Below are 20,561 nucleotides of genomic sequence, written 5' to 3'. Positions count from 1 at the left end.
GAACTTACACTGTATGTAATACAAAGTTAAACGGGAGGAAAGAGTTATGGGACGTTTACGAATACATTCACAAAATGAGCAAAGTACTCAAGAACTAAGAAATATTTATCTCTATTCATTTGGGAAAACAGTATCAATATTTGGTAGCTCTATTTATAGTTTCGCATTAGGATTATATGTGTTACAAATAACCGGATCAGCATGGAATTTCGCAATTACGCTTATTTTAGGAACGATTCCAATGATTGTTATGAATCCATTTGCAGGTGTAATCGCAGATAAAGTTGATAAAAAGAAACTGGTCGTTTGTATGGATTTACTAAGTGGAGGCTTATTAATTACTGTTTATACATTGAGCAGTAATTATGGATTAAACTTATTCATCATTTATACTACTACTTTTCTTTTAACAGTATTTACAACGTTTTTTGGAATAGGATTAGAATCCGCAAAACCGAATATCGTCTCTAAAGAGAGGTTAATGAGTATTAATTCTATAAGTAAAATTATTGATTCTGTATCTTTAATTCTCGGTCCTATGTTAGGTGGTATCGTTTTTGCTGTTGTAGACATAAAACTTTTTATAATGATAAACGGTATTTCATTTATCCTTTCTGGCATATCCATACTGTTTATTCACTTTAAATTGTTCGGGCACGATATAAAGGAGGAATGTTCAATAAGAGAAATTAATTTTATTAAAGATATAAAAGAGGGATACTTTTACTTAATGGAGAGGGAAAGCTTAAAGAATACGTTTCATATTTTAATTTCGCTTAATTTCTTCTTAGGATTTGCTGTAACTGTTCCATTACCATACATTATTAACACAGTTCTCAATCTTAGTTCGAAGCAATTTGGTATCATTCAAGGAACTTTTCCAGTAGGGATGATAATTGGTGCAATTTTAGTGAAAAAGATAACTAATCGTTTTTCTTACTCTTATCTTTTGAAAAAGCTAAGTTCAATGTTGGCAGTTTTTATGATTATTTCAGGAATTCCAGTTTTATTCAAAAGTTTTGAAGCAAATGATTTTGTATGCGTTATTACGTATTGTGTTGTTATGTTCTCTTTCGGGCTAATAATAGCGTTAATTGATATTCCTTTAATTTATTTCATGCAAAAAGAAGTTCCTGATGAATATAGGGGAAGAGTGCTCAGTATTGGATTAAGTATAGGTAAAATGATGCAGCCGATAGCACTGGCATTATCAGGTCTATTATTAAATTATATTCCAGCCTACACGCTTCCAATTGCAGGAGGAATAGTATTTCTTATTTTGAATAAAGCTTATTCAAATAAGTTCAATTTAGAAATTCATTCCAAAGATTATAGTGTTTAACGTAACTATTTGATATTGTTACAGATAAAAAAGCGCAGGATCATCATCCTGCGCTTTTTTATCGTAATTCAGCTGTCTTTCTAATAACAATCTTATCAATATCATCTTCTTCATCACCAATAAATAATCCACGCTCTTTTAAATACATTTCAAAGTATAAATCTGCTTCTGCACGTTCATCATACGGTTTTACAGAAAGTACGAAACCTAATTTGTTTTGCTCATCTAAATGAGAAGTGGAGATATAAGCCGGTACATTATGGCGTAAAAAGAGTTCTTTAACGGGAATAATCATATCTTTCATTAACTTTGTTAACATACCCATTTCAAACTCAAAATTAAAGCGATCTATACTAGATAAATCGGCGAATACTACACCGATAAAACCTGTATTAAATACTTCTTGGTATTCTACATCTTCGTTACCATAAAAATTCTTTTCGATCAAATAATTTATAAAATAAGACACACCATCACTTTGTTCAAAAGGTTTTGTTGAAAGAACAAAGCCGATTTTCTTTTGGTTATGTAAATACACACATGACATATATGCAGTGATATTATGTTCTTTAAATAATGCGCTCATTGCTCCAGATAGACCATCAAGTACATGATGAACAATTTGAAGTTTTTTACGAGCGAAATAATAGGATTTCTTTTGTAACTCCAATGTATCAATAAAGACAGAGCCGATAAAGCCTGTATTTGAAATAATAGGTGTTTGCTTTTTTCTTCCTCTGCGCTTTGCTTGAGCCATTGTAAAAATCATCCCTTCATGTACAATTAAAGTAAAAGAACATTTGTTCGTATATGTATATTTTACTATTAAAACACTCTAAAGTAAAGGGTTTTTGATGAAAAAAACAACAAAAAAGACACCTGTAAAAGGTGTCTTAAACGCTGTAGGGAATAGGGTTTATCCCGTTTATTTATATTATGATACAGAAACAATCTCTTCTGTATCTTCTACATCTAAATGACAGTCCATAGTACGTACATCTTGATCTTCATGACTTCCGAAATAAATAGTAATTTTCATATGTATCGCTCCTTTATTCTAGGAATACCTAAAATAATTACTAGTAATGTTAATGTTTATTATATACCACTTTTTTCATTCCGACAACGTTATATCATTTTTAATTCTTTTAAGCTATCCAGCATAAATTAAAGAGATATTTTTATAGAAAAAGGTAAATAACTTATGTGTTATATTTAAAATCAAAGAGTTCGGATACTAATTTTTATGAAAGGAGCACAATTTATGAATTATAAACAGTTACTATTAGATAATTTTACATTTAAAATCTCATATATTGCTAGACTTGTGCAAGGAATGAATGTAAAAGAAACGAAGGATTACATTGCTGTCGACTGTGGTTTACCTGCAGATACATTTAATATCATTACTTTACTTAACAATAATGTAACAGATAGAGCTAAGCAATTAAATAAGGAGGTAGAATACTATAATCAAAAGAAGTTTCCAATGTGTGTTTGGCTTTGGGATGAAGAACAAGGGCAGACTATTAAGAGCGAGTTATTAAAATTTGGTTTAAAAGAAGCAGAACATAGTATTGCGATGGTTGCAGACTTAAAAACAATTTCTCCAACAATAGACACGCCAGTAGGCTTTACAATTCAACAAGCATCTTCGCTCGGACAAATACAAAGATTTGGAGAAACGCTAGCTGATCTATTCGGTACATCAGAGGAAGGTATACATGTACAATCATTCTATAATCAAATTTCTTCTTTCGATTTATGGAATAGTGAAAATATGAAACTATACTTAGGTATGTATAAAGATGAAGTTGTAACTGTTGGTTCGTTGGTCTGTACAAAAGATAGTATTGGTATTTATGACATAGCAACTCAAGAAGAGATGAGAGGACGAGGATTTGGTTCTACTATGTTTAACTTCTTGCTGCAAGAAGCAAAGAAATTAAAAAATACTTATTGCGTTTTACAAGCTTCACCTGATGGAATCAATATTTATAAAAAGTCGGGCTTTCAAGCTGTTGGACGAATGACTGTTTTTGAAAATCGACATTTATTTGAGTAAATCATACAAGTCAAATTGTTTTAAATATAGGAGTTAACATACCGTTATGAAAAAAATATCTCTAATTACAATCATTTGTTTTTTCATAGTAATAAGTATCTTTGTTTTTCGGCAAATAAACGAACATAAATACACTAAAGCTATTAATCAATCAAATCATATAAAGAATATCGCACATAGAGGCGCTTCTGCGTATGCACCAGAACATACAATAGCAGCATATAAATTAGGCCAACAATTGAAGGGGGATTACATAGAAATTGATCTCCAAATGACAAAAGACGGACATTTACTAGCTATGCATGATGAAACCGTAAACCGTACAACAAACGGTAAAGGGTTAGTAAAAGAACATACATTAGAAGAAATGAAGCAACTAAATGTAGGCTCTTTTTTCAATGAAAAATATCCGAATTTAGCAAAGAAAGAATTTGAAAATGCTAAAGTTCCAAAGTTAAAAGAAATTATAGAAATGTTTGGGCATAATGCTAATTATTATATAGAAACAAAGTCACCAGATGAATATCCGGGTATGGAAGAAAAGCTATTAGAAATTATAAAGTACTACCAAATAAGTGATAAAGTTATTATTCAATCCTTTAGTGAAGAAAGTCTGCAAAAGATTCATAGTTTACATGCTAATATCCCACTAGTACAATTATTATCATATCAAAAGTCAGTTCAATTAAATGAATTAGAGATAGAAAAGTATAAAACATACTGCATAGGTCTTGGTATGAATTACAAATATATTGATTCAGCTTACGTAAAGAAAATAAAGAAACACGGATTAGAAGTTCATCCATTTACAGTAGATAATGAAAAAGATATGAAAAAGTTACTTTCATGGGGAGTCGACGGGATGTTTACTAATTATCCGGATCGTTTACATTCAATATTGGATTTAAAAAATCATAAATAAAAAGAATTACCCGATAGGAAATGATATATGGCTGTTTTCATGATGGTAATATCATTGAATACATTGAGCCGAAGTTTAAATAACTATGCAAAAGAGAAAATAAAAAGAATCCAATAACTTTATTGGATTCTTTTTATTTAGTTCTATGCACCCATCGTGAAACAATAGGATAATGAAACTCTTTATTTTGTAATTCATATAAAATCCCTTTAATTGGTCCTAAAATTATAGCAGCTAAAAGTATTATATATAGTGGAATTGTTCCAAAAATAACAAACAAGGAATTTGTACTCAAGTCAATGTGTAATAAGGAAAACATGAGCGTACGGACTACTACGAAGTTCCAAAGAAATACAGCGAGCCATACTCCAAATTGAAAAAGGGCTGATTCTAGATTCATTTCTTTTATACTTTGTGATTTGAAAACGAAATAAAGTATGAGCGGTATAAAGAAAAGTGTATTACCAAAGAGGAAAAAGGCCAAGAAAGATAATAAAGTAATTCCATGTATCGCTAGTTTAATGTTTTTATCTTGTGATAGTATCATCAAAATCCTCCTATATTTAATGTAGATGGTAAAAAACAATACAACCCATTATATCATAGGAAACATGGAATAAAAATGAACTAGAAAGTAATCAAAATGTAACTAATTTTAACTACGCTTTTTATATTTTTTTGATACACTGACTACGAGAGGAATACCGATTAAAGTAGGTAAAAACCAAAACCATATAGGCGGCAGTAAATTAATAATAGGAATATGAATTCCGACGTTTACTAAAAGTGCGGTAACGGCACCGATATAGGAGCCTAACATGCCTCTAATATGGTGGCGAATCCAATTTTCCCAACGCTTTTTTCCTGCAATATAGCCATAAATCGCAAATGAATAAGAGAAAATTGCTACATAAAATAAATATGCGATTTTATCCCAATTTATTATGGACAATATGATTGCAGTAAGGGTGATAACAACATAAGATGCATGATATATTTCGCCCCATTCTGTATGTTTACCTTTCTTCTTTTGAGCAACCATCGCTACAATACCGGTAATTAAGCATATTGTTCCAAATAAAATGTGTATGGATAAAAGAATGTTGAAAATGCTCATAATAATTCCTCCTTTTTTATTTTTATAGTATTGCAGTATAGGAGAAAAGTTGAAACATATTGTTTATTCGTCTTAATATATTGAAATAAAGGTACTCTTAGAACAAATTTAAACGGACAAATTTTCTTGAATTTAGTGAGTCACGTATTACGTGAAATGAAGGAGAGACTTCCATGTTTACATCTATTACATATTTACAATCAGGGAATGACAAGCAACAAAAAGTATATGATGTTTTGAATACATTAAACATAATGGAGGATTTAGCTTTGTATAGTCCCGTTCTTTGTGGGACAATACCTATAAGAATTGATACTCTTCAATCTGACTTAGATATTGTAATGGAAGTACATAACTTTGATGTTTTTGAACAGGAAATGAGATCTTTATATGGTTCTTATGAAGGATTCAAAATAAAAAAGAAAAAAATTAAAAATACTGAATCAATAAAGGTGAATTTTAAATTTGAAGGTTTTGAATTTGAATTATTTGCCCAACCTAAGCCAGTGCGTAGCCAAAATGCATATAAACATATGATTGTTGAGCACATGATATTAATGCAGAATCCACATATAAGGGAAGAAATTATTCGCTTAAAAGAACAAGGGATAAAAACAGAACTAGCTTTTGCTCAAGTATTAAAAATTGACGGAGATCCTTATGAAGAACTTATTTTATTGGGACAGGAAATGCGTTTGTGGTAAATAAGGTACACAAAAAATCCTCTTATAAATAAAAGAGGATTTTTGTTATATCATTAACTTACGGATTAATCCACTTAACAATTTTATCCCGGTAATTATTTGTTCTGGAGAAGCATATCCATACGATAAACGTATACATTGATCTGATTCTTCTTCATAAATACGTCCTGGGTTTAAAAGAATCCCTTTTGATAGTGCCTCTGAAAATAGTCTCTTCATCGGAATGTTAGGTACAACCTTTAGCCATATAAAAAATCCACCACTAGGAATATCCCAAGTTGCTATGTCTGCACAATACATATGTAAAGCTTGTACCATCATTTTTCTTCGTTCTTTTAAATGCGTTCTTACGTTCGCTACATGGTCTTCATAAAAACCTTTATTTATCCATTCAGCAGCAACTCTTTGAGATAAAGAGCTCGATCCATAGTCTGTTTGCATTTTTATATCTGATAATCTATCAATCACAGGTTCTGGTCCGATAATCCATCCAATTCTAAGTCCTGGAGTTAGTGTTTTAGAGAGGCTACCAACATATAATACATGTCCATGTTTATCTATCGATTTTAAAGGAGCTGGAGGTGGTTCATCAATCCATAACTCACGGTAAATATCGTCTTCGATGATAGGTAACTGTTCTTTTTCACATATTTTTAATATTTCTTTCCGGCGCTTTTCAGACATTAATATCCCTGTTGGATTTTGAAAACAAGGAATAGAATATAAAATATTTTTCTTTTGACTATATTTAGTGCATGTTAATAAATCGCTAGGTAAAATCCCGTACTGATCCATCGCTATACCAGATAGGTGTATATTTGCTGATTGAAAAACATGAAGTGAATATAAGTAAGAAGGTTGTTCAAGTAAAACGGTTGATTTTCTATGTAAAAGACCAATTGATATTAATTGTAATGCTTGTAATGCACCGGAGACGATTAATATAGAGTTAGGCGATACGTGTATTCCAAACGATTTTACGTAATTACTTATTGCTTTACGTAACGGAAAAAAACCTTTTTGTTCCTCATATCCGAAATAATCTAATTCCTCACTAACGTTTTTCATAATGGATTGCATCGTTTCTAGTGGGAAAAGATGCGGGGCAAGTTCGCCTTTACTAAGATGGATAAGTGTTTTATTTGATTCTGCTTCATTTATTTCACGTACCATTACCTTACTTGGTTTATGAATACCAGCCTTTACATATTCACTCCAATTAGGCGGGGGATTCGTTGCTAATAAGGACCACGTATTATTCATAACAATTGTTCCTGCCCCGATTTGCCCTTGAATTAAGCCGTCAGCCATAAGCTCTTCTAGCGCAGTTATTACAGTACTCCGATTTACATGAAATAACTTTGCTAACTGCCGCTGGCTAGGAATCTTACTTCCGATTGGCCATTCTCCGTTTTCAATTTTTTCTTTCATATAGTCTATTATCTGCCGATATTTGGGCACCTTTTTATCGATTGTCATATAAAAACCCCCTCGTTTATTTAAAAATGAAAAGTGGTTGGTTTTTTCGATAAATAACTGGTTGAAGACATTGTATCAACTATTAAATATGATGAAAAGAAATAATTGGCAATTTGAAAATGGTTGGTTTATTGGAGAGGAAGAGAAAACATGCTTAATAAAAAATGGGATTTACAAATCATATGTGCTCACGCTTTTACGATTCTAATATGGGGAACTGCATTTCCGACAATTCGTATGGGGCTTGAATCATACACACCTGAACATCTTACTTTACTACGCTTGTTAATCGCTTCATTCATACTTCTTGTGTTTTCCTTTATATACAAACTGCGATTACCTGATTTGAAAGACATTCCAGCGATTTTTATATTCGGTGCTTTAGGGTTTACTATTTATCACATTGCATTAAACTACGGCGAAAAAACAGTAAATGCTGGATCTGCAAGTTTAATAATTTCAGTCACTCCAATAGTGACGGCAATTCTTGCTTCTGTTTTTTTGAATGAAAAAATGAAATTAAATGGCTGGATCGGTGGTGTAATTAGTTTTATTGGAATTGCTCTCATATCATTTAGTCAAGGAGGTTCTATTCAATTTAATAGTGGAGGATTATTTATATTATTAGCAGCCGTTTCAGAAAGCCTATTTTTCGTTTTCCAAACTTCTTACTTGAAAAAGTACGGCTTTTTGCCATTTACCATATATACAATTTTATCTAGCACTGTATGTATGCTTATTTTCTTACCGGGAATTTATACAGAAACACTAGCAGCTCCTCTTGAAGTGAATGTGAGTGTTATATATTTAGGCTTATTTCCAACAGTACTCCCGTATCTTGCCTTAGCGTATATTATATCTCGTGCTGGTGCTTCCGAGGCAACAAGTTCTCTATATTTAACGCCAGTCACTGCGTGCTTTATAGCTTGGGTATGGTTAGGTGAAGTACCGACTTTTATTTCTGTAATTGGAGGTGGGATTACTATACTTGGGATATTGATTGCTCATATACGAGTAGTAAGAAAAGAAAAACATAGGAATCTAGTAAACAATAAATCGATATAACTTAATTAGATAATGATTTTATGATACTTTTTGATATAGTTTCTTTCTTATGTTGATAAATATAATATTTTGTATTTCAGTTAAATATTGTATGTTACATTTTATGTAGTAAACATTTTAAAAGGAGATGATAACATAATGAATAGAAAAAGAAATATTTTTATATGCCTTTCTATTATAGGTATCGGATTAGCTAGTGTTTCTAATTCTAGTTTTGCAGCAAATGTAACGGATAGTTCAGTACAACATTCTATCCCTGTCATGAATCAACAAGTAGCTGTTGCAACAGAAATGAAACCATTTCCTCAGCAAGTTAATTATGCAGGTGTTATAAAACCGAATCATGTTACACAGGAAAGCTTAAATGCTTCTGTAATAAGTTACTACGATAATTGGAAAAAGAAATATTTGAAAAATGATTTATCTTCTTTACCTGGTGGTTATTATGTAAAAGGAGAGATTACGGGTGATGCCGATGGGTTTAAGCCACTTGGAACTTCAGAGGGACAAGGGTATGGGATGGTAATTACAGTATTAATGGCTGGTTATGATTCGAATGCCCAAAAAATCTATGACGGTTTATTTAAAACAGCAAGAACTTTTAAAAGCTCTCAAAATCCTAATTTAATGGGGTGGGTTGTAGCAGATAATAAAAAAGCACAAGGACATTTTGATTCTGCTACTGATGGAGATTTAGATATTGCATATTCACTTCTCCTTGCTCATAAGCAGTGGGGATCAAATGGATCAGTTAATTATTTGAAAGAAGCACAAAACATGATTACAAAAGGTATTAAAGCTAGTAATGTTACGAATAATAACCGACTAAATTTAGGAGATTGGGATTCTAAAAGTTCACTTGATACGAGGCCATCTGATTGGATGATGTCACACCTTAGAGCATTTTATGAATTTACAGGTGATAAAACTTGGCTTACTGTTATTAATAATTTGTACGATGTATATACGCAATTTAATAATAAGTACTCTCCAAATACAGGGCTTATTTCAGATTTTGTTGTAAAAAATCCACCACAACCCGCACCTAAAGATTTCTTAGATGAGTCAAAATATACAAATTCATATTATTACAATGCTAGTCGGGTACCATTAAGAATTGTAATGGATTATGCGATGTACGGCGAGAAAAGAAGTAAAGTCATCTCTGATAAAGTCTCTTCATGGATTCAAAATAAGACGAATGGAAATCCTTCTAAAATTGTGGATGGCTATCAATTAAACGGATCAAATATTGGTAGTTATTCAACTGCTGTATTCGTTTCACCATTTATTGCTGCAAGTATAACGAGTAATAATAATCAAAAGTGGGTAAATAGTGGTTGGGATTGGATGAAGAATAAGCGAGAAAGCTATTTTAGTGATAGTTATAATTTATTAACGATGCTATTTATTACGGGAAATTGGTGGAAGCCTGTACCTGATGATAAAGAAACACAAAATCTAATAAATGATGAAATGTATGAAGGATATGATAAATAATAGAATTTGATAATGGTTAGCTGGGAGAAGGAATTAGCATGCGCTAGTTCCTTTTTAATATCCCGTAACACATTATCCATTCTAAAATTTGCATAGATATACTTGCATTTTTCATATACATAACTATTGTTTGCTTTATTTTTTTATGGAAGGAGAGTATTTCTTGGAAAAAGTATTATTTTTTGGAGATCCAGGAATTGATGACTCATTTGCCATTATGTATGGTTTACTGCATCCCGAAATTGAAATTGTCGGTATTGTAACTGGATATGGAAATGTTGAGCATATACATGCTGCACATAATGCGGCGTATATTTTACAGTTAGCAAATAGGCAAGACATTCCTGTCATTAGCGGCGCAACAAAACCACTTACTGAAGAAATTTCAACGTACTATCCTGAAATTCATGGATTAGAAGGATTAGGGCCCATACATGTTCCAGAAAGCGTATTATCTATTCCGATATATAATTTTGGTAGTATTGCTGCAATTCTTGTAAAGTATGGAAAAGATTTAACAATTGTTGATGTAGGAAGATCTACTTCATTAGCGATTGCTTTTAATTTATGGAATGACTTAATACTAAATGTAAAAGGAATATATTTCATGGGTGGTGTCTTTTTAGAAGTAGGAAACGTTACTCCATTAGCAGAGGCAAATGTGTATGGAGATCCTATAGCAAGTAAAATTGTTTTTCAGCAAGCAAAGAATTTATTCATATTCCCTTTAAATGTAACAAATAAAGCTGTGTTAACTCCAAATGTATTTAATTATATCCAAGCTAATTCAAAGAATCCATTTCATACGATAATGAAACCGATGTATGATTACTATTTATCTGCATACCAAAAACTTAATCCATCTATCGAAGGGCCTTTGCTACATGATGTGGTTGCTATAAGTGGATTAGTTAACCCAAGTTTTTTTGAATTTGCGCATCGTACAGTGAATGTAGATATATACGGAGATACGAAAGGACAAACATTTGCTGATTTTCGCCCTAGCTCAATATCTAAAGGGGCCCGTATAGCATTAGAAATAGATGAACAAAAATTTATTCAAGATTTTATAAAAATCATGTTATAAGCTGTTGTCGAAAAAGGGAATTATTTCACTACGTTGAATATAAAAATATATCCTCTTTATAAAGGAGCTTACAATATTGAATGTCCAGTTAAAGGTTGTTACGAGAGAGAATTGGGAAGAGGCATTACAGTTACAAGTTAAAGAAGATCAAAGGAAATTTGTCCCCGCCATAGCAGTTTCACTTGCTAAAGTATATATAAAGCCAGATGGTGACAATGTAGAGTACATACCATTTGCTATATACGTTAGTAATCTTATGGTTGGTTTTATTATGTATGCGGTTGTAAGAGAGACATCAAATATGTATTGGATAAACGGGTTTATTATTGATCAAAAGCAGCAAGGCAATGGTTATGGAAAATCAGCATTACAAGAAAGCATTTATTTAATAAAAAATAAATTTAAGGCGTGTAAAGAAATTAGATTAACAGTACATAAAGAGAATATCTCTGCAAAGAAACTATATGAACATTACGGTTTTCAACCATTAGGGCAAGATTATGACGGTGAGCAAGTATATCGTTTATTTGTTTAACTTTTATTAAGTATTAGCGTGAAATGAAAATAACTACTTTAATCAAGGTAATAGTGAATGACTAGAAAGATGAAAAATTATTGATTGCTGAATATATTGGGCATCACTATTTTTTACCTGGCGGCCATGTTGAAATTGGGGAATCAGCAGAGAATGCATTAATAAGAGAACTAAGAGAAGGAGCTTGAAGTAAACTGCAGTATAAAACGATTTTTAGGAGTTATAGAAAACCAATGGCAAGATAAAGAAATACTTCATCATGAAATCAACCACATTTTGAAGTATCTTCAAAAGAGTTACAAATTGATTTACCACCAAATTCTAGAGAATCTCATTTAGCATTTCATTGGATAGATTATAGTAAAGAATCTTTAAAAACTTATAAAATCATGCCAATGCCCTCCGTTAAAGAATTACTAGAAAGAAAATTAAATGATGAACTACTAAATTGTTGGATAAGTAATTTTTAAATCACTCTATGTATAGTAAATACGTCCTTCGAAAGGATATAAAGAAAATAGGCTAAAAAACAAGGTACATCACCTAGTGTAAGTTCATATTTTGTTGATGTACGTATTTAGTCTGTAGCTTTGTTTCTATTTGGTTTACAAAAATATATAAACTTTTTACATTTGGGCGGAATTACTTATAAATGGAGGGGTTCGTAATGAATCAGTTTCAACAAGAACTACAATCATTAAACCTTAATGATTATCAATCTGGTAATGTAGTTTACTGGGATCAACAACAAAATCAATATCCATACTATTATATTCAAGACGATGCACGTCGTTGCGGTGGATGCGGAGGTTGTGGTGGACGCTGTGGTGGATGTGGCGGCAGATGCGGTGGTTGTGCAGGACGTTGCGGCGGATGTGTAGGTTGCGCAGGATGTTTCAGTTGCTTTAATTGCTGGAACTGGTGGATCATTTAAGTATAGAAAATCAATAATATTTCACATGAAAGAAAGGTGTTTATAGTAATACTTTTCTTTCATGTTGTGATTTTTTATGAGTATTAAGGGGGATTTATTTGTATACATACGAAAAGTTGATTTCTTGGGTAGAGAATATAAAAGAAAAAAATCATAGTTCTGCTACAGCACTATGTATTATAAAGGATAACAAAATTGTACTAGAGCATTATAGTGGATATCATTCAAATACATCTACTAGTAAAAAAGTAACAGCATCTTCACAGTTCAACGTCGCTTCTGCGAGAAAAAGTTATTTAGGATTCATGGTAGCGTATGCGCTTTATGATGGGAAAATAAACTCTATTGATGATGAAGCGATAAAGTATTTTAAAGACTTCGATCCTGCATTACTTGATAAAACAACGATTAGGCATTTAGTAACTCATTCACACGGTCTAGGAGAAACGGATGACGGGACAATTTTCCGTGAATTTGAAGCTGGACAAGATTGGGCATATAGAGATATTAATGTAAGAATGATGACGCATCTCATTTATCGGCTTTATAATAAAAGTTTTCCTGAATTGTTAAAGGAGCGTGTATTTACTCCTGCTAATTTCCAAGAAACAGGATGGAGAATACAGCAAAATGAAAATTTAGTTAACGTTGTTAATAATCCAAATGAAGACGCGATCAGTGAGGTCGGTACAGTAGATGACGGTACCGAAAAAAATCTGTTTGTCTCAGCTAGAGAGTTTGCTTATTGGGGCAACCTTCATTTAAATCAAGGCATGATAAATGGTAAACAAGTTGTTCCAAAAGAAGTTATAAAAATTGCTACTAGCTTGCAGAGTCCAGCTTATAAAAATAATGAACTACCACAAAACGGGTTGTTTTGGTTCGTTCAAAATGAACCAAAACAATTAAGTGAACTTGGTGAACGTGTTCCAAAAGGTTCGTATCAAATATTAGGAATTACTGGACCAACCATTTTAGTAATACCTGAGTATAATGTAGTTGTTGCGAAAATGTACAATAAAAGATATAACTACGGCGGTGATAATTACTTATATTATTTACGTGAATTTAGCAATTTAGTCGCCGATACATTTACTAGCTGTAATAGGGCATAATTACTCCTATAACAAAAAGGAGTGAAAGAATTTGAAAGATAAAGTGAGCAAAGATAAAAAGCAAAATATAAAAGATGTAAATACAGAGCAAAATGCGATTTTTAGCGATCCGAAAGATGCAGCTAACATGCAAACTGTACCGCAGCCGAAAGATTTTGATGAAATCGAATATTAATTTCTCATCCGACTATATGACGAATAAAAAATACGTCTTAAGTCCCATCACATGTAAGAAAATATTTGATAACATATATACATAAGCACTTGAAAATGGCTTATCTTAACAAAGCTTTCTTTAAATGTATCTGATATAACCTGCGAAAAGACACTTCATGATGAAGTGTCTTTTTGTGTACATAAACTTAATTTCCATTTTTCGTACAGTATCTTGCAATTTATGATGGATATACTAACTGTGAAAATTCATGTCAAGATAAAAGAAGGGGACAGTTAGTATGAAACAAACTTCTATAAATCCGCTATTAATTGTTCTAGGTACAATCATTGTTCAAATTGGCCTTGGAACAATTTATACATGGAGTTTATTTAATCAACCCCTTGTAAGTAAGTTCGGATGGAATCTCAATTCAGTTGCGATAACTTTCTCCATAACAAGCTTTTCTTTATCATTTTCAACCTTGTTTGCAGCAAAGTTGCAGCGAAAATTAGGACTTCGTAAACTTATCGCTACTGCAGGAATTGTTCTAGGACTCGGTTTAATACTTAGTTCACAAGTTTCTTCCTTACCATTACTATATTTATTAGCTGGTGTTGTTGTTGGGTATGCGGATGGAACAGCTTATATTACGTCACTATCTAATTTAATTAAATGGTTTCCAAATCGAAAAGGACTTATTTCTGGAATATCTGTTTCAGCATATGGAATGGGCAGTTTAATTTTTAGATATATAAACGGAAATCTTATCGATAGCCTAGGTGTATCACAAGCATTTTTATATTGGGGCATTATCGTCTTACTTTTAGTATTAATCGGATCGCTCTTCTTACGTGAAGCGATTGTAAGTAATACGGTAACAGAAACATTACACAATGATTATACGCCACGTGAAATGATGAGAACGAAACAAGTATATCTATTGTTTTTCATGTTATTCACATCGTGTATGGGTGGTCTGTACTTAATCGGTATGGTAAAAGATATCGGCGTACAACTCGTTGGACTTAGCGCAGCAACCGCCGCTAACGCCGTCGCAATGATTGCAGTCTTTAATACAGTAGGTAGAATCATTCTTGGAACGTTATCAGATAAAATTGGTAGAATGAAAATTGTCTCTGCAACATTTATTATTATTGGAGTATCCGTCTTTACTCTTAGTTTCATTCCATTAAATTACGGGATTTATTTTGCTTGTGTAGCAAGTGTCGCCTTTTGCTTCGGCGGTAATATTACAATATTCCCAGCCATTGTCGGAGATTTCTTCGGTTTAAAAAATCATAGTACAAATTACGGGATTGTATATCAAGGTTTCGGATTTGGTGCACTTGCAGGTTCATTCATTGGAGCATTACTTGGTGGATTTCAACCAACCTTTATTACAATAGGTGTTTTATGTGCGATTTCTTTCATTATTTCTATATTAATTCGTCCGCCAAATGTCGAGAAGAAAAAGGAAATCAAGCAGTTACATCGAAAAATAGCTTAGTTTTAAAAAGAGGCCTTATCGTAGGGCTCTTTTTCATTACAACGTTAACTATGCTCCTTTCATTGATTAGTAAAGACAGGACAATACAATTATGAAATGGAATAGATAAAATAAAAGGAGTGTGATATGTAAAATGAAGATAGTAAAGCAATGGGTTCAAGAAGATAGTGATTACATACGAGAGAAAGTAATTGAATATAATCAAAAACATCTTTCAAATGAAGAGAAAACACCTTCGGAAAAGGTTAGTTTTATAGTGAAAAATGAAAAAGAGGAAATAGTAGGTGGGATAACAGCTATAACATTTTGGCACCATGTACATGTTGATTTCCTATGGGTTTCTGAAGAATGCAGACACGAAGGATACGGAAGTAAATTAATAAAACTTATCGAAGAATTTGCAATTGAAAAAGGATGTAGGCTAATCAACTTAGATACGTTTAGCTTTCAAGCTCCGGATTTTTATAAAAAACATGGATTTATAGTCATTGGAGTGAGTGAAGATCATCCAAAAGGACATAATCATTATTATTTAGAGAAAAGGTTATAAAGTGTATAGAATTAATTAATCTCAATATATAAAATTCAATAAATTAAAAAGAACGTATTTTGAATCATCTATATCAAAATACGTTCTTTTTAATTTGTATGTATCTGGTAAAATGAAATAGAGGCAGAAAATTCTTATTAATAAAGGGGTAAATATGAAAAAGGTTAATGTTACATACGCGCTTTTGTACGATAAAACGAACGAAAAAATCTTAATGGTAAAAAACAAAGGAAAAAATGGGTCTTATTACACATTACCAGGTGGCTCAGTTAAATTTGGGGAAACGTTAGAAGAGGCAGTCATTCGGGAAGTAAAAGAAGAAACAGGGCTACATATAACTGTAAAGGGGATTTGTTCCATAAGCGAAGCCTTTTTCGAGGAGAGAGGCCATCATGCCATTTTCTTTAATTTTTTAGGTGAAATAATCGGCGGAGAGACATATATATCCCGTCCAAAAGAAATCGAAGAGATTACTTGGATGGAATTACATATAGCAGCACCGTATTTACGTATACCTGAACAGTTACTAGATTTTTTACAAAGGAAAGAAACAGTACCTTACTTTTTTAACGGAACAATCGTTCATCAATCTTTATAAATAAATTATTTCATTTAAGGCGGGGAAAAAATGGAGTTTATCGTTAGTCACAAACATTTCACTCAAGCACTTTCAGAAGTAAGTAAAGCTATATCTACAAAAGTTTTAATTCCTATATTATCTGGTATCAAAATAACAGCCGATCAATCTGGAATTACTTTAATCGCAAGTAACTCGAATGTTTTTATTAAAAAATTTATACCTAATTCAATCGAAGACGAACAGATTGCAACTATATTACAAGCAGGAACTATTGTTGTACCTGCAAAATATTTCATTGAAATTATAAAGAAAATGCCAAGTGATATAGTAATAAAAAGTAAAAATGAGCAAATCATTACGATACAATCAGAAGAAATCACATTAAACTTAAATGGACTTCCAGCAAATGAGTTTCCGAATGTACCACTTATAGGGGATCATGCAGAAATACAAGTAGAAACAGAACAATTGATTGAAGTGTTTAAACAAACTGTTTTTGCAGTAGCTAAAAATGAATCCAGACCTGTTCTCACCGGAGTACATATAGAGTTAGATCACAATAAATTAGTTTGCGCTGCTACTGACTCACATAGACTAGCTATACGTGAAACGCCAATTTCTTCAGATGCGAAAGCAAATTGTATCGTACCAAGCGCAACTATTAGTGAACTTCTAAAATTAATGAACAGTAATACGGAATTCGTATACATATACCTTTCAGACAGTCACGTTATTTTTACATTCGGAACAACTACGTTATATTCAAGACTCATTGAAGGGAAATATCCTAATATATCTAATCTCATTCCAAATGAATTTCAAACGGTTATTAACGTAGAAAGAAAAAAGATTTTACAAGGTGTAGATCGATCGAGCTTATTAGCAAGTGAATGGGCAAATAACAACGTCAACTTAGAAATCATCAATGAATCCACAATTAAAATTTCTTCTAACGCTTCTCAGATTGGTAAAATAGCTGAAACACAACAAGTAGATGCGATTCAAGGTGAAAAACAATTAAATATATCTTTCGACGGACGATTTATGGTAGATGCTTTAAGGGCAATAACAGAAGAAATGGTTACTTTAAGTTTTGGTGGTTCAATGAGACCGATATTAATCGAAGCAGGAGAGCAATCTGCCGCAGTACATCTTATATCGCCAGTAAGAGCTTATTAGGAACAAAGGAAGGACTTACATTATGCACAAGCACACTTTATGCTTCATAAAAAGAAATGAAGAAATACTGGTGCTGAATAGAGAATATGACCCTGTAAAAGGATTATGGAACGGGGTAGGAGGGAAGATAGAACCGGGAGAAACACCTTTAGCAAGTGCAATTCGTGAAATAAAAGAAGAGACTAATATAGATGTTAAGCTAAATCAAATTCAATTTAAAGGGATTATTAAGTGGGAAGACTCCTCATACTCTGGTGGCATGTATGTTTATGTGATAGAACTACAAAATGAAGTTACATATAATACACCTAAAAAGGTATCCGAAGGGATTTTAGATTGGAAAAGTGTGTCTTGGATATTAAGCGACTATAATTACGGTGTAGGAGAGATGTTACCTAAATTATTACCTGAAGTACTTCATAATGAATTCATATTAGAGCACAATTTTGTATTATCTAGTCATAAATTAATAGATTATAGGAATGAAGAATTGGTTATTATTTAAGAAATATTTTTAAAGAAGTAAATCTTTTAACATAAAAGAGCGGATAATTTTTAACTAATAGGTGCGCTTAAATGCAAAGAAACCTAATTACAAAAAGAGCGAATCCCTTATAAAAAGGTTCGCTCTTTTTTACATATACAATTAAACTTCGCGCCACCAAGCTGATGAAAGATAGTTTGTAGGTTTTAATGTAATTGATTCACCAATTTGCGGCGTTGCAACTGTAACTCCTAAACGTTTTGCTTCTTTCGTAACACGTTCAATTGGATCGCTCCATTCATGCAACGCTAATGTAAAAGCACCCCAATGAATCGGAAGTAGTAATTCTCCTTTAACGTCAATATGAGCTTGTACCGTCTCTTCTGGCAACATATGAATAGCAGACCAACGTGTATCATATTGCCCGCATTCCATTAAAGTAAGATCAAATGGACCGTATTTATCACCAATCTCTTTAAAGTGAGGAGCATATCCGCTATCACCACTAAAAAAGACTTTAGTTTCTTGACCAAGAATAAGCCATGAACACCATAACGAACGATCTCTATCTGTCATACTTCGTCCAGAGAAATGCCTTGCAGGAGCGCATACTAACTTAATAGTATCAAACGTAATTTCATCCCACCATTTATGCTCACTAATCTTACTAGGTGAAACACCCCATTTAATAAGATATTGTGCAACTCCCGTCGGAACGTAAAAATGCTTCGTACGATCTTTTAACTCCATAATACTTTTATAATTTAAGTGGTCATAGTGATTATGTGAAATGATAATCGCATCAATTTCTTGAAGGTCTTCACGTTCTAAAGAAAACGCACCACTATACCGCTTACTATTAAAAATAGGAAATGGGGAAGAGGCATCACCAAGCATAGGATCTAATAACAGCTTTTTACCTTCTACTTTTAAAAGAGACGCAGAATGGCCAAACCATGTAACACTCTCTAAAGATTCATCGTCTTTATTTGATAAAACGATAGGTAAATCCTTTATAGGACGTAGCTTTGATTTCATTTTAAAATAATCCGTCATTAAACCTATAATATCTTTCGGTTTAAAACTCATATCAGTATGAATTTGATTTGTATATTTCTTATTCATTGGTTCTCCTTTTTACGTTTAACAATATACGTATGTTGTTATTGTAGCTATTTGTAGTTTAAACTATATCATTTTACCTTTCATCTTACATGCAGTACATTTCATAAATTCGTCAAATTCGTTATTCGTATATATAAAATGAAATTTATTCAGCAGCAGATAAAACTAATATGAAGTAAATGTAAATTATTTTAATTTAGTAAAATTCCTCTTATAAGAATCGAAGAACATATGTTTCGTTGTATGTTATAGAAGAGAATATGTCTCTAATGAACAATAGGAAGGAGAGGATGTAGATGCAAATAGAGAGAAAAAAGAAGTCAAAATGTAAACTATCAAAATCTGAAATCATCCAGTTGTATGCAGAAGGGAAGAGTACCTCAGAAATTGCTATACTTGCTAATGTGTCTGCAAGGTATATTCGTATGGTTCTAACAGACAACAACGTTCCAAGGCGCGCTATAGGGAGCTGGAGGAGAAAGTATGACATAACAGAAGATTATTTTAAAACGTGGTCAAATAACACGGCTTATATTTTAGGGTTTATAGCAGCAGATGGTGTAATCCAAAAAGAAAACCAATGTGTCAGTATCTCACAAAAAGAAAGTGACATTTTAGAAGATATTAAAAAAGAATTAAACACAAACCAGCCACTTTACCAAAATAAAAAAACTGGCGTATATATGCTAAACATTAATAGTAAAACAATAAAAGACGACATTATGAACATACACGGAATCATGCCGTGTAAATCATGTAACATCGAATTTCCTTTTGTACCAGAAGAATATTTACATCATTTTGTTCGTGGGTATTTTGATGGGGATGGACATGTAAACTCTCATAAATACTTTGTTAGCTTCGTTGGTGGATCATATAATTTTATGAATTCTTTTAAAGGTATACTTGAGAATAATAAATTCCAATTGAGTTTTGTTGACAAAGTAAAACAATATCGCATATACCTTAGTGGTAAAGAAAATGTTAATAAATTTTCAAAGTGGATTTATAAAGATAAAGGATTGTATTTAGAGCGTAAAAACACTATTTTTCAGCAAAAAGAAGAATAATATACTAATAAGTAAGAATTCTTTTATGATATAACATATTAGAA

Annotated in this window: 22 protein-coding genes and 1 pseudogene; 18 read left to right on the top strand and 5 right to left on the bottom strand. The window is 32.1% G+C overall.

Features of this window, described 5'->3' with window-relative positions:
• The first annotated feature begins 46 nt into the window (after positions 1-46).
• Positions 47-1,342: an MFS transporter gene (locus A6J74_RS03400; protein ID WP_000533145.1), complete on the top strand. Its 1,296-nt coding sequence runs from the start codon at positions 47-49 to the stop codon at positions 1,340-1,342.
• Positions 1,343-1,400: 58 nt separating this feature from the next.
• On the opposite strand, the gene A6J74_RS03395 is transcribed toward A6J74_RS03400, so the two are convergent.
• Positions 1,401-2,111, bottom strand: a complete 711-nt coding sequence (locus tag A6J74_RS03395) for a hypothetical protein (RefSeq protein WP_002038924.1) — start codon at positions 2,109-2,111, stop codon at positions 1,401-1,403.
• A 495-nt stretch (positions 2,112-2,606) separates the two neighbouring features.
• On the opposite strand from A6J74_RS03395, the gene A6J74_RS03385 reads away from it, so the two are divergent.
• Together A6J74_RS03385 and A6J74_RS03380 are read left to right on the top strand one after the other, a co-directional pair.
• Positions 2,607-3,407, top strand: coding sequence for a GNAT family N-acetyltransferase (locus A6J74_RS03385; protein ID WP_001107089.1), 801 nt, complete (start codon positions 2,607-2,609; stop codon positions 3,405-3,407).
• Positions 3,408-3,453: 46 nt separating this feature from the next.
• Positions 3,454-4,329, top strand: coding sequence for a glycerophosphodiester phosphodiesterase (locus A6J74_RS03380; RefSeq protein ID WP_000724033.1), 876 nt, complete (start codon positions 3,454-3,456; stop codon positions 4,327-4,329).
• Positions 4,330-4,462: 133 nt separating this feature from the next.
• On the opposite strand, the gene A6J74_RS03375 is transcribed toward A6J74_RS03380, so the two are convergent.
• Both A6J74_RS03375 and A6J74_RS03370 read right to left on the bottom strand, forming a co-directional pair.
• Entirely contained in the window at positions 4,463-4,876 is a 414-nt protein-coding gene (locus A6J74_RS03375) for a magnetosome magnetite crystal formation protein family (RefSeq protein WP_000603894.1), read from the bottom strand.
• A gap of 108 nt (positions 4,877-4,984) precedes the next feature.
• On the bottom strand, positions 4,985-5,446 hold the full coding sequence (locus tag A6J74_RS03370) for a DUF2306 domain-containing protein (protein ID WP_000021721.1): 462 nt from the start codon (positions 5,444-5,446) through the stop codon (positions 4,985-4,987).
• Positions 5,447-5,619: 173 nt separating this feature from the next.
• On the opposite strand from A6J74_RS03370, the gene A6J74_RS03365 reads away from it, so the two are divergent.
• Positions 5,620-6,150, top strand: a complete 531-nt coding sequence (locus tag A6J74_RS03365; RefSeq protein WP_000495195.1) for a DUF4269 domain-containing protein — start codon at positions 5,620-5,622, stop codon at positions 6,148-6,150.
• 45 nt (positions 6,151-6,195) lie between these two features.
• Here the strand turns inward: A6J74_RS03365 and pdxR are convergent, their stop codons facing one another.
• Positions 6,196-7,629 carry a MocR-like pyridoxine biosynthesis transcription factor PdxR gene (pdxR, locus tag A6J74_RS03360; RefSeq protein WP_000151000.1) on the bottom strand — a complete coding sequence of 478 codons (1,434 nt, stop codon included), beginning with the start codon at positions 7,627-7,629 and terminating at the stop codon, positions 6,196-6,198.
• A 150-nt stretch (positions 7,630-7,779) separates the two neighbouring features.
• Here pdxR and A6J74_RS03355 point away from each other — a divergent pair, with 150 nt between their 5' ends.
• The 13 genes and pseudogenes from A6J74_RS03355 (at position 7,780) to A6J74_RS03295 (ending at position 18,343) form a co-directional block, all read left to right on the top strand.
• Positions 7,780-8,694, top strand: coding sequence for a DMT family transporter (locus tag A6J74_RS03355; protein WP_000932797.1), 915 nt, complete (start codon positions 7,780-7,782; stop codon positions 8,692-8,694).
• 138 nt (positions 8,695-8,832) lie between these two features.
• Entirely contained in the window at positions 8,833-10,194 is a 1,362-nt protein-coding gene (locus A6J74_RS03350) for a family 8 glycosyl hydrolase (protein WP_001080598.1), read from the top strand.
• A 163-nt stretch (positions 10,195-10,357) separates the two neighbouring features.
• Positions 10,358-11,281: a nucleoside hydrolase gene (locus A6J74_RS03345; RefSeq protein ID WP_000416768.1), complete on the top strand. Its 924-nt coding sequence runs from the start codon at positions 10,358-10,360 to the stop codon at positions 11,279-11,281.
• 76 nt (positions 11,282-11,357) lie between these two features.
• Positions 11,358-11,816, top strand: a complete 459-nt coding sequence (locus A6J74_RS03340) for a GNAT family N-acetyltransferase (RefSeq protein WP_001102690.1) — start codon at positions 11,358-11,360, stop codon at positions 11,814-11,816.
• Between the two features lie 80 nt (positions 11,817-11,896).
• Positions 11,897-12,286 (top strand): annotated as a pseudogene (locus A6J74_RS03335) (NUDIX domain-containing protein).
• A 197-nt stretch (positions 12,287-12,483) separates the two neighbouring features.
• Positions 12,484-12,750, top strand: a complete 267-nt coding sequence (locus tag A6J74_RS03330; protein WP_001071376.1) for a heterocycloanthracin/sonorensin family bacteriocin — start codon at positions 12,484-12,486, stop codon at positions 12,748-12,750.
• 98 nt (positions 12,751-12,848) lie between these two features.
• The gene (locus A6J74_RS03325; protein ID WP_000288924.1) at positions 12,849-13,865 is read left to right on the top strand and encodes a serine hydrolase domain-containing protein; all 1,017 of its coding nucleotides are present in this window, start codon (positions 12,849-12,851) and stop codon (positions 13,863-13,865) included.
• Positions 13,866-13,896: 31 nt separating this feature from the next.
• Entirely contained in the window at positions 13,897-14,040 is a 144-nt protein-coding gene (locus A6J74_RS29910) for a hypothetical protein (protein ID WP_000653682.1), read from the top strand.
• A 280-nt stretch (positions 14,041-14,320) separates the two neighbouring features.
• Positions 14,321-15,529, top strand: a complete 1,209-nt coding sequence (locus A6J74_RS03315; RefSeq protein ID WP_000815141.1) for an L-lactate MFS transporter — start codon at positions 14,321-14,323, stop codon at positions 15,527-15,529.
• Positions 15,530-15,662: 133 nt separating this feature from the next.
• Positions 15,663-16,079 carry a GNAT family N-acetyltransferase gene (locus A6J74_RS03310; RefSeq protein ID WP_000706728.1) on the top strand — a complete coding sequence of 139 codons (417 nt, stop codon included), beginning with the start codon at positions 15,663-15,665 and terminating at the stop codon, positions 16,077-16,079.
• A 154-nt stretch (positions 16,080-16,233) separates the two neighbouring features.
• Positions 16,234-16,677 carry an NUDIX hydrolase gene (locus A6J74_RS03305; RefSeq protein WP_000757645.1) on the top strand — a complete coding sequence of 148 codons (444 nt, stop codon included), beginning with the start codon at positions 16,234-16,236 and terminating at the stop codon, positions 16,675-16,677.
• A gap of 30 nt (positions 16,678-16,707) precedes the next feature.
• On the top strand, positions 16,708-17,838 hold the full coding sequence (gene dnaN / locus A6J74_RS03300) for a DNA polymerase III subunit beta (protein WP_000394495.1): 1,131 nt from the start codon (positions 16,708-16,710) through the stop codon (positions 17,836-17,838).
• Positions 17,839-17,860: 22 nt separating this feature from the next.
• Complete coding sequence (locus tag A6J74_RS03295; protein ID WP_000548766.1) at positions 17,861-18,343, top strand: NUDIX hydrolase; 483 nt, start codon at positions 17,861-17,863, stop codon at positions 18,341-18,343.
• A gap of 141 nt (positions 18,344-18,484) precedes the next feature.
• Here A6J74_RS03295 and A6J74_RS03290 read toward each other — a convergent pair whose 3' ends face one another.
• Positions 18,485-19,447 (bottom strand): MBL fold metallo-hydrolase, encoded by a 963-nt coding sequence (locus A6J74_RS03290; protein WP_001037056.1) that lies wholly within the window; start codon positions 19,445-19,447, stop codon positions 18,485-18,487.
• Positions 19,448-19,743: 296 nt separating this feature from the next.
• Between A6J74_RS03290 and A6J74_RS03285 the strand changes: the two genes are divergently transcribed.
• Entirely contained in the window at positions 19,744-20,517 is a 774-nt protein-coding gene (locus tag A6J74_RS03285; RefSeq protein WP_001165398.1) for a helix-turn-helix domain-containing protein, read from the top strand.
• The last annotated feature ends 44 nt before the right edge of the window (positions 20,518-20,561 follow it).

Origin of the sequence: Bacillus sp. FDAARGOS_235 (assembly GCF_002073415.2) — a bacterium.
GTDB classification, from domain to species: Bacteria; Bacillota; Bacilli; order Bacillales; family Bacillaceae_G; genus Bacillus_A; species Bacillus_A toyonensis.
Note: the sequence above shows the minus strand (reverse complement) of the source record. Positions and strands in the feature narration are given on the sequence as shown.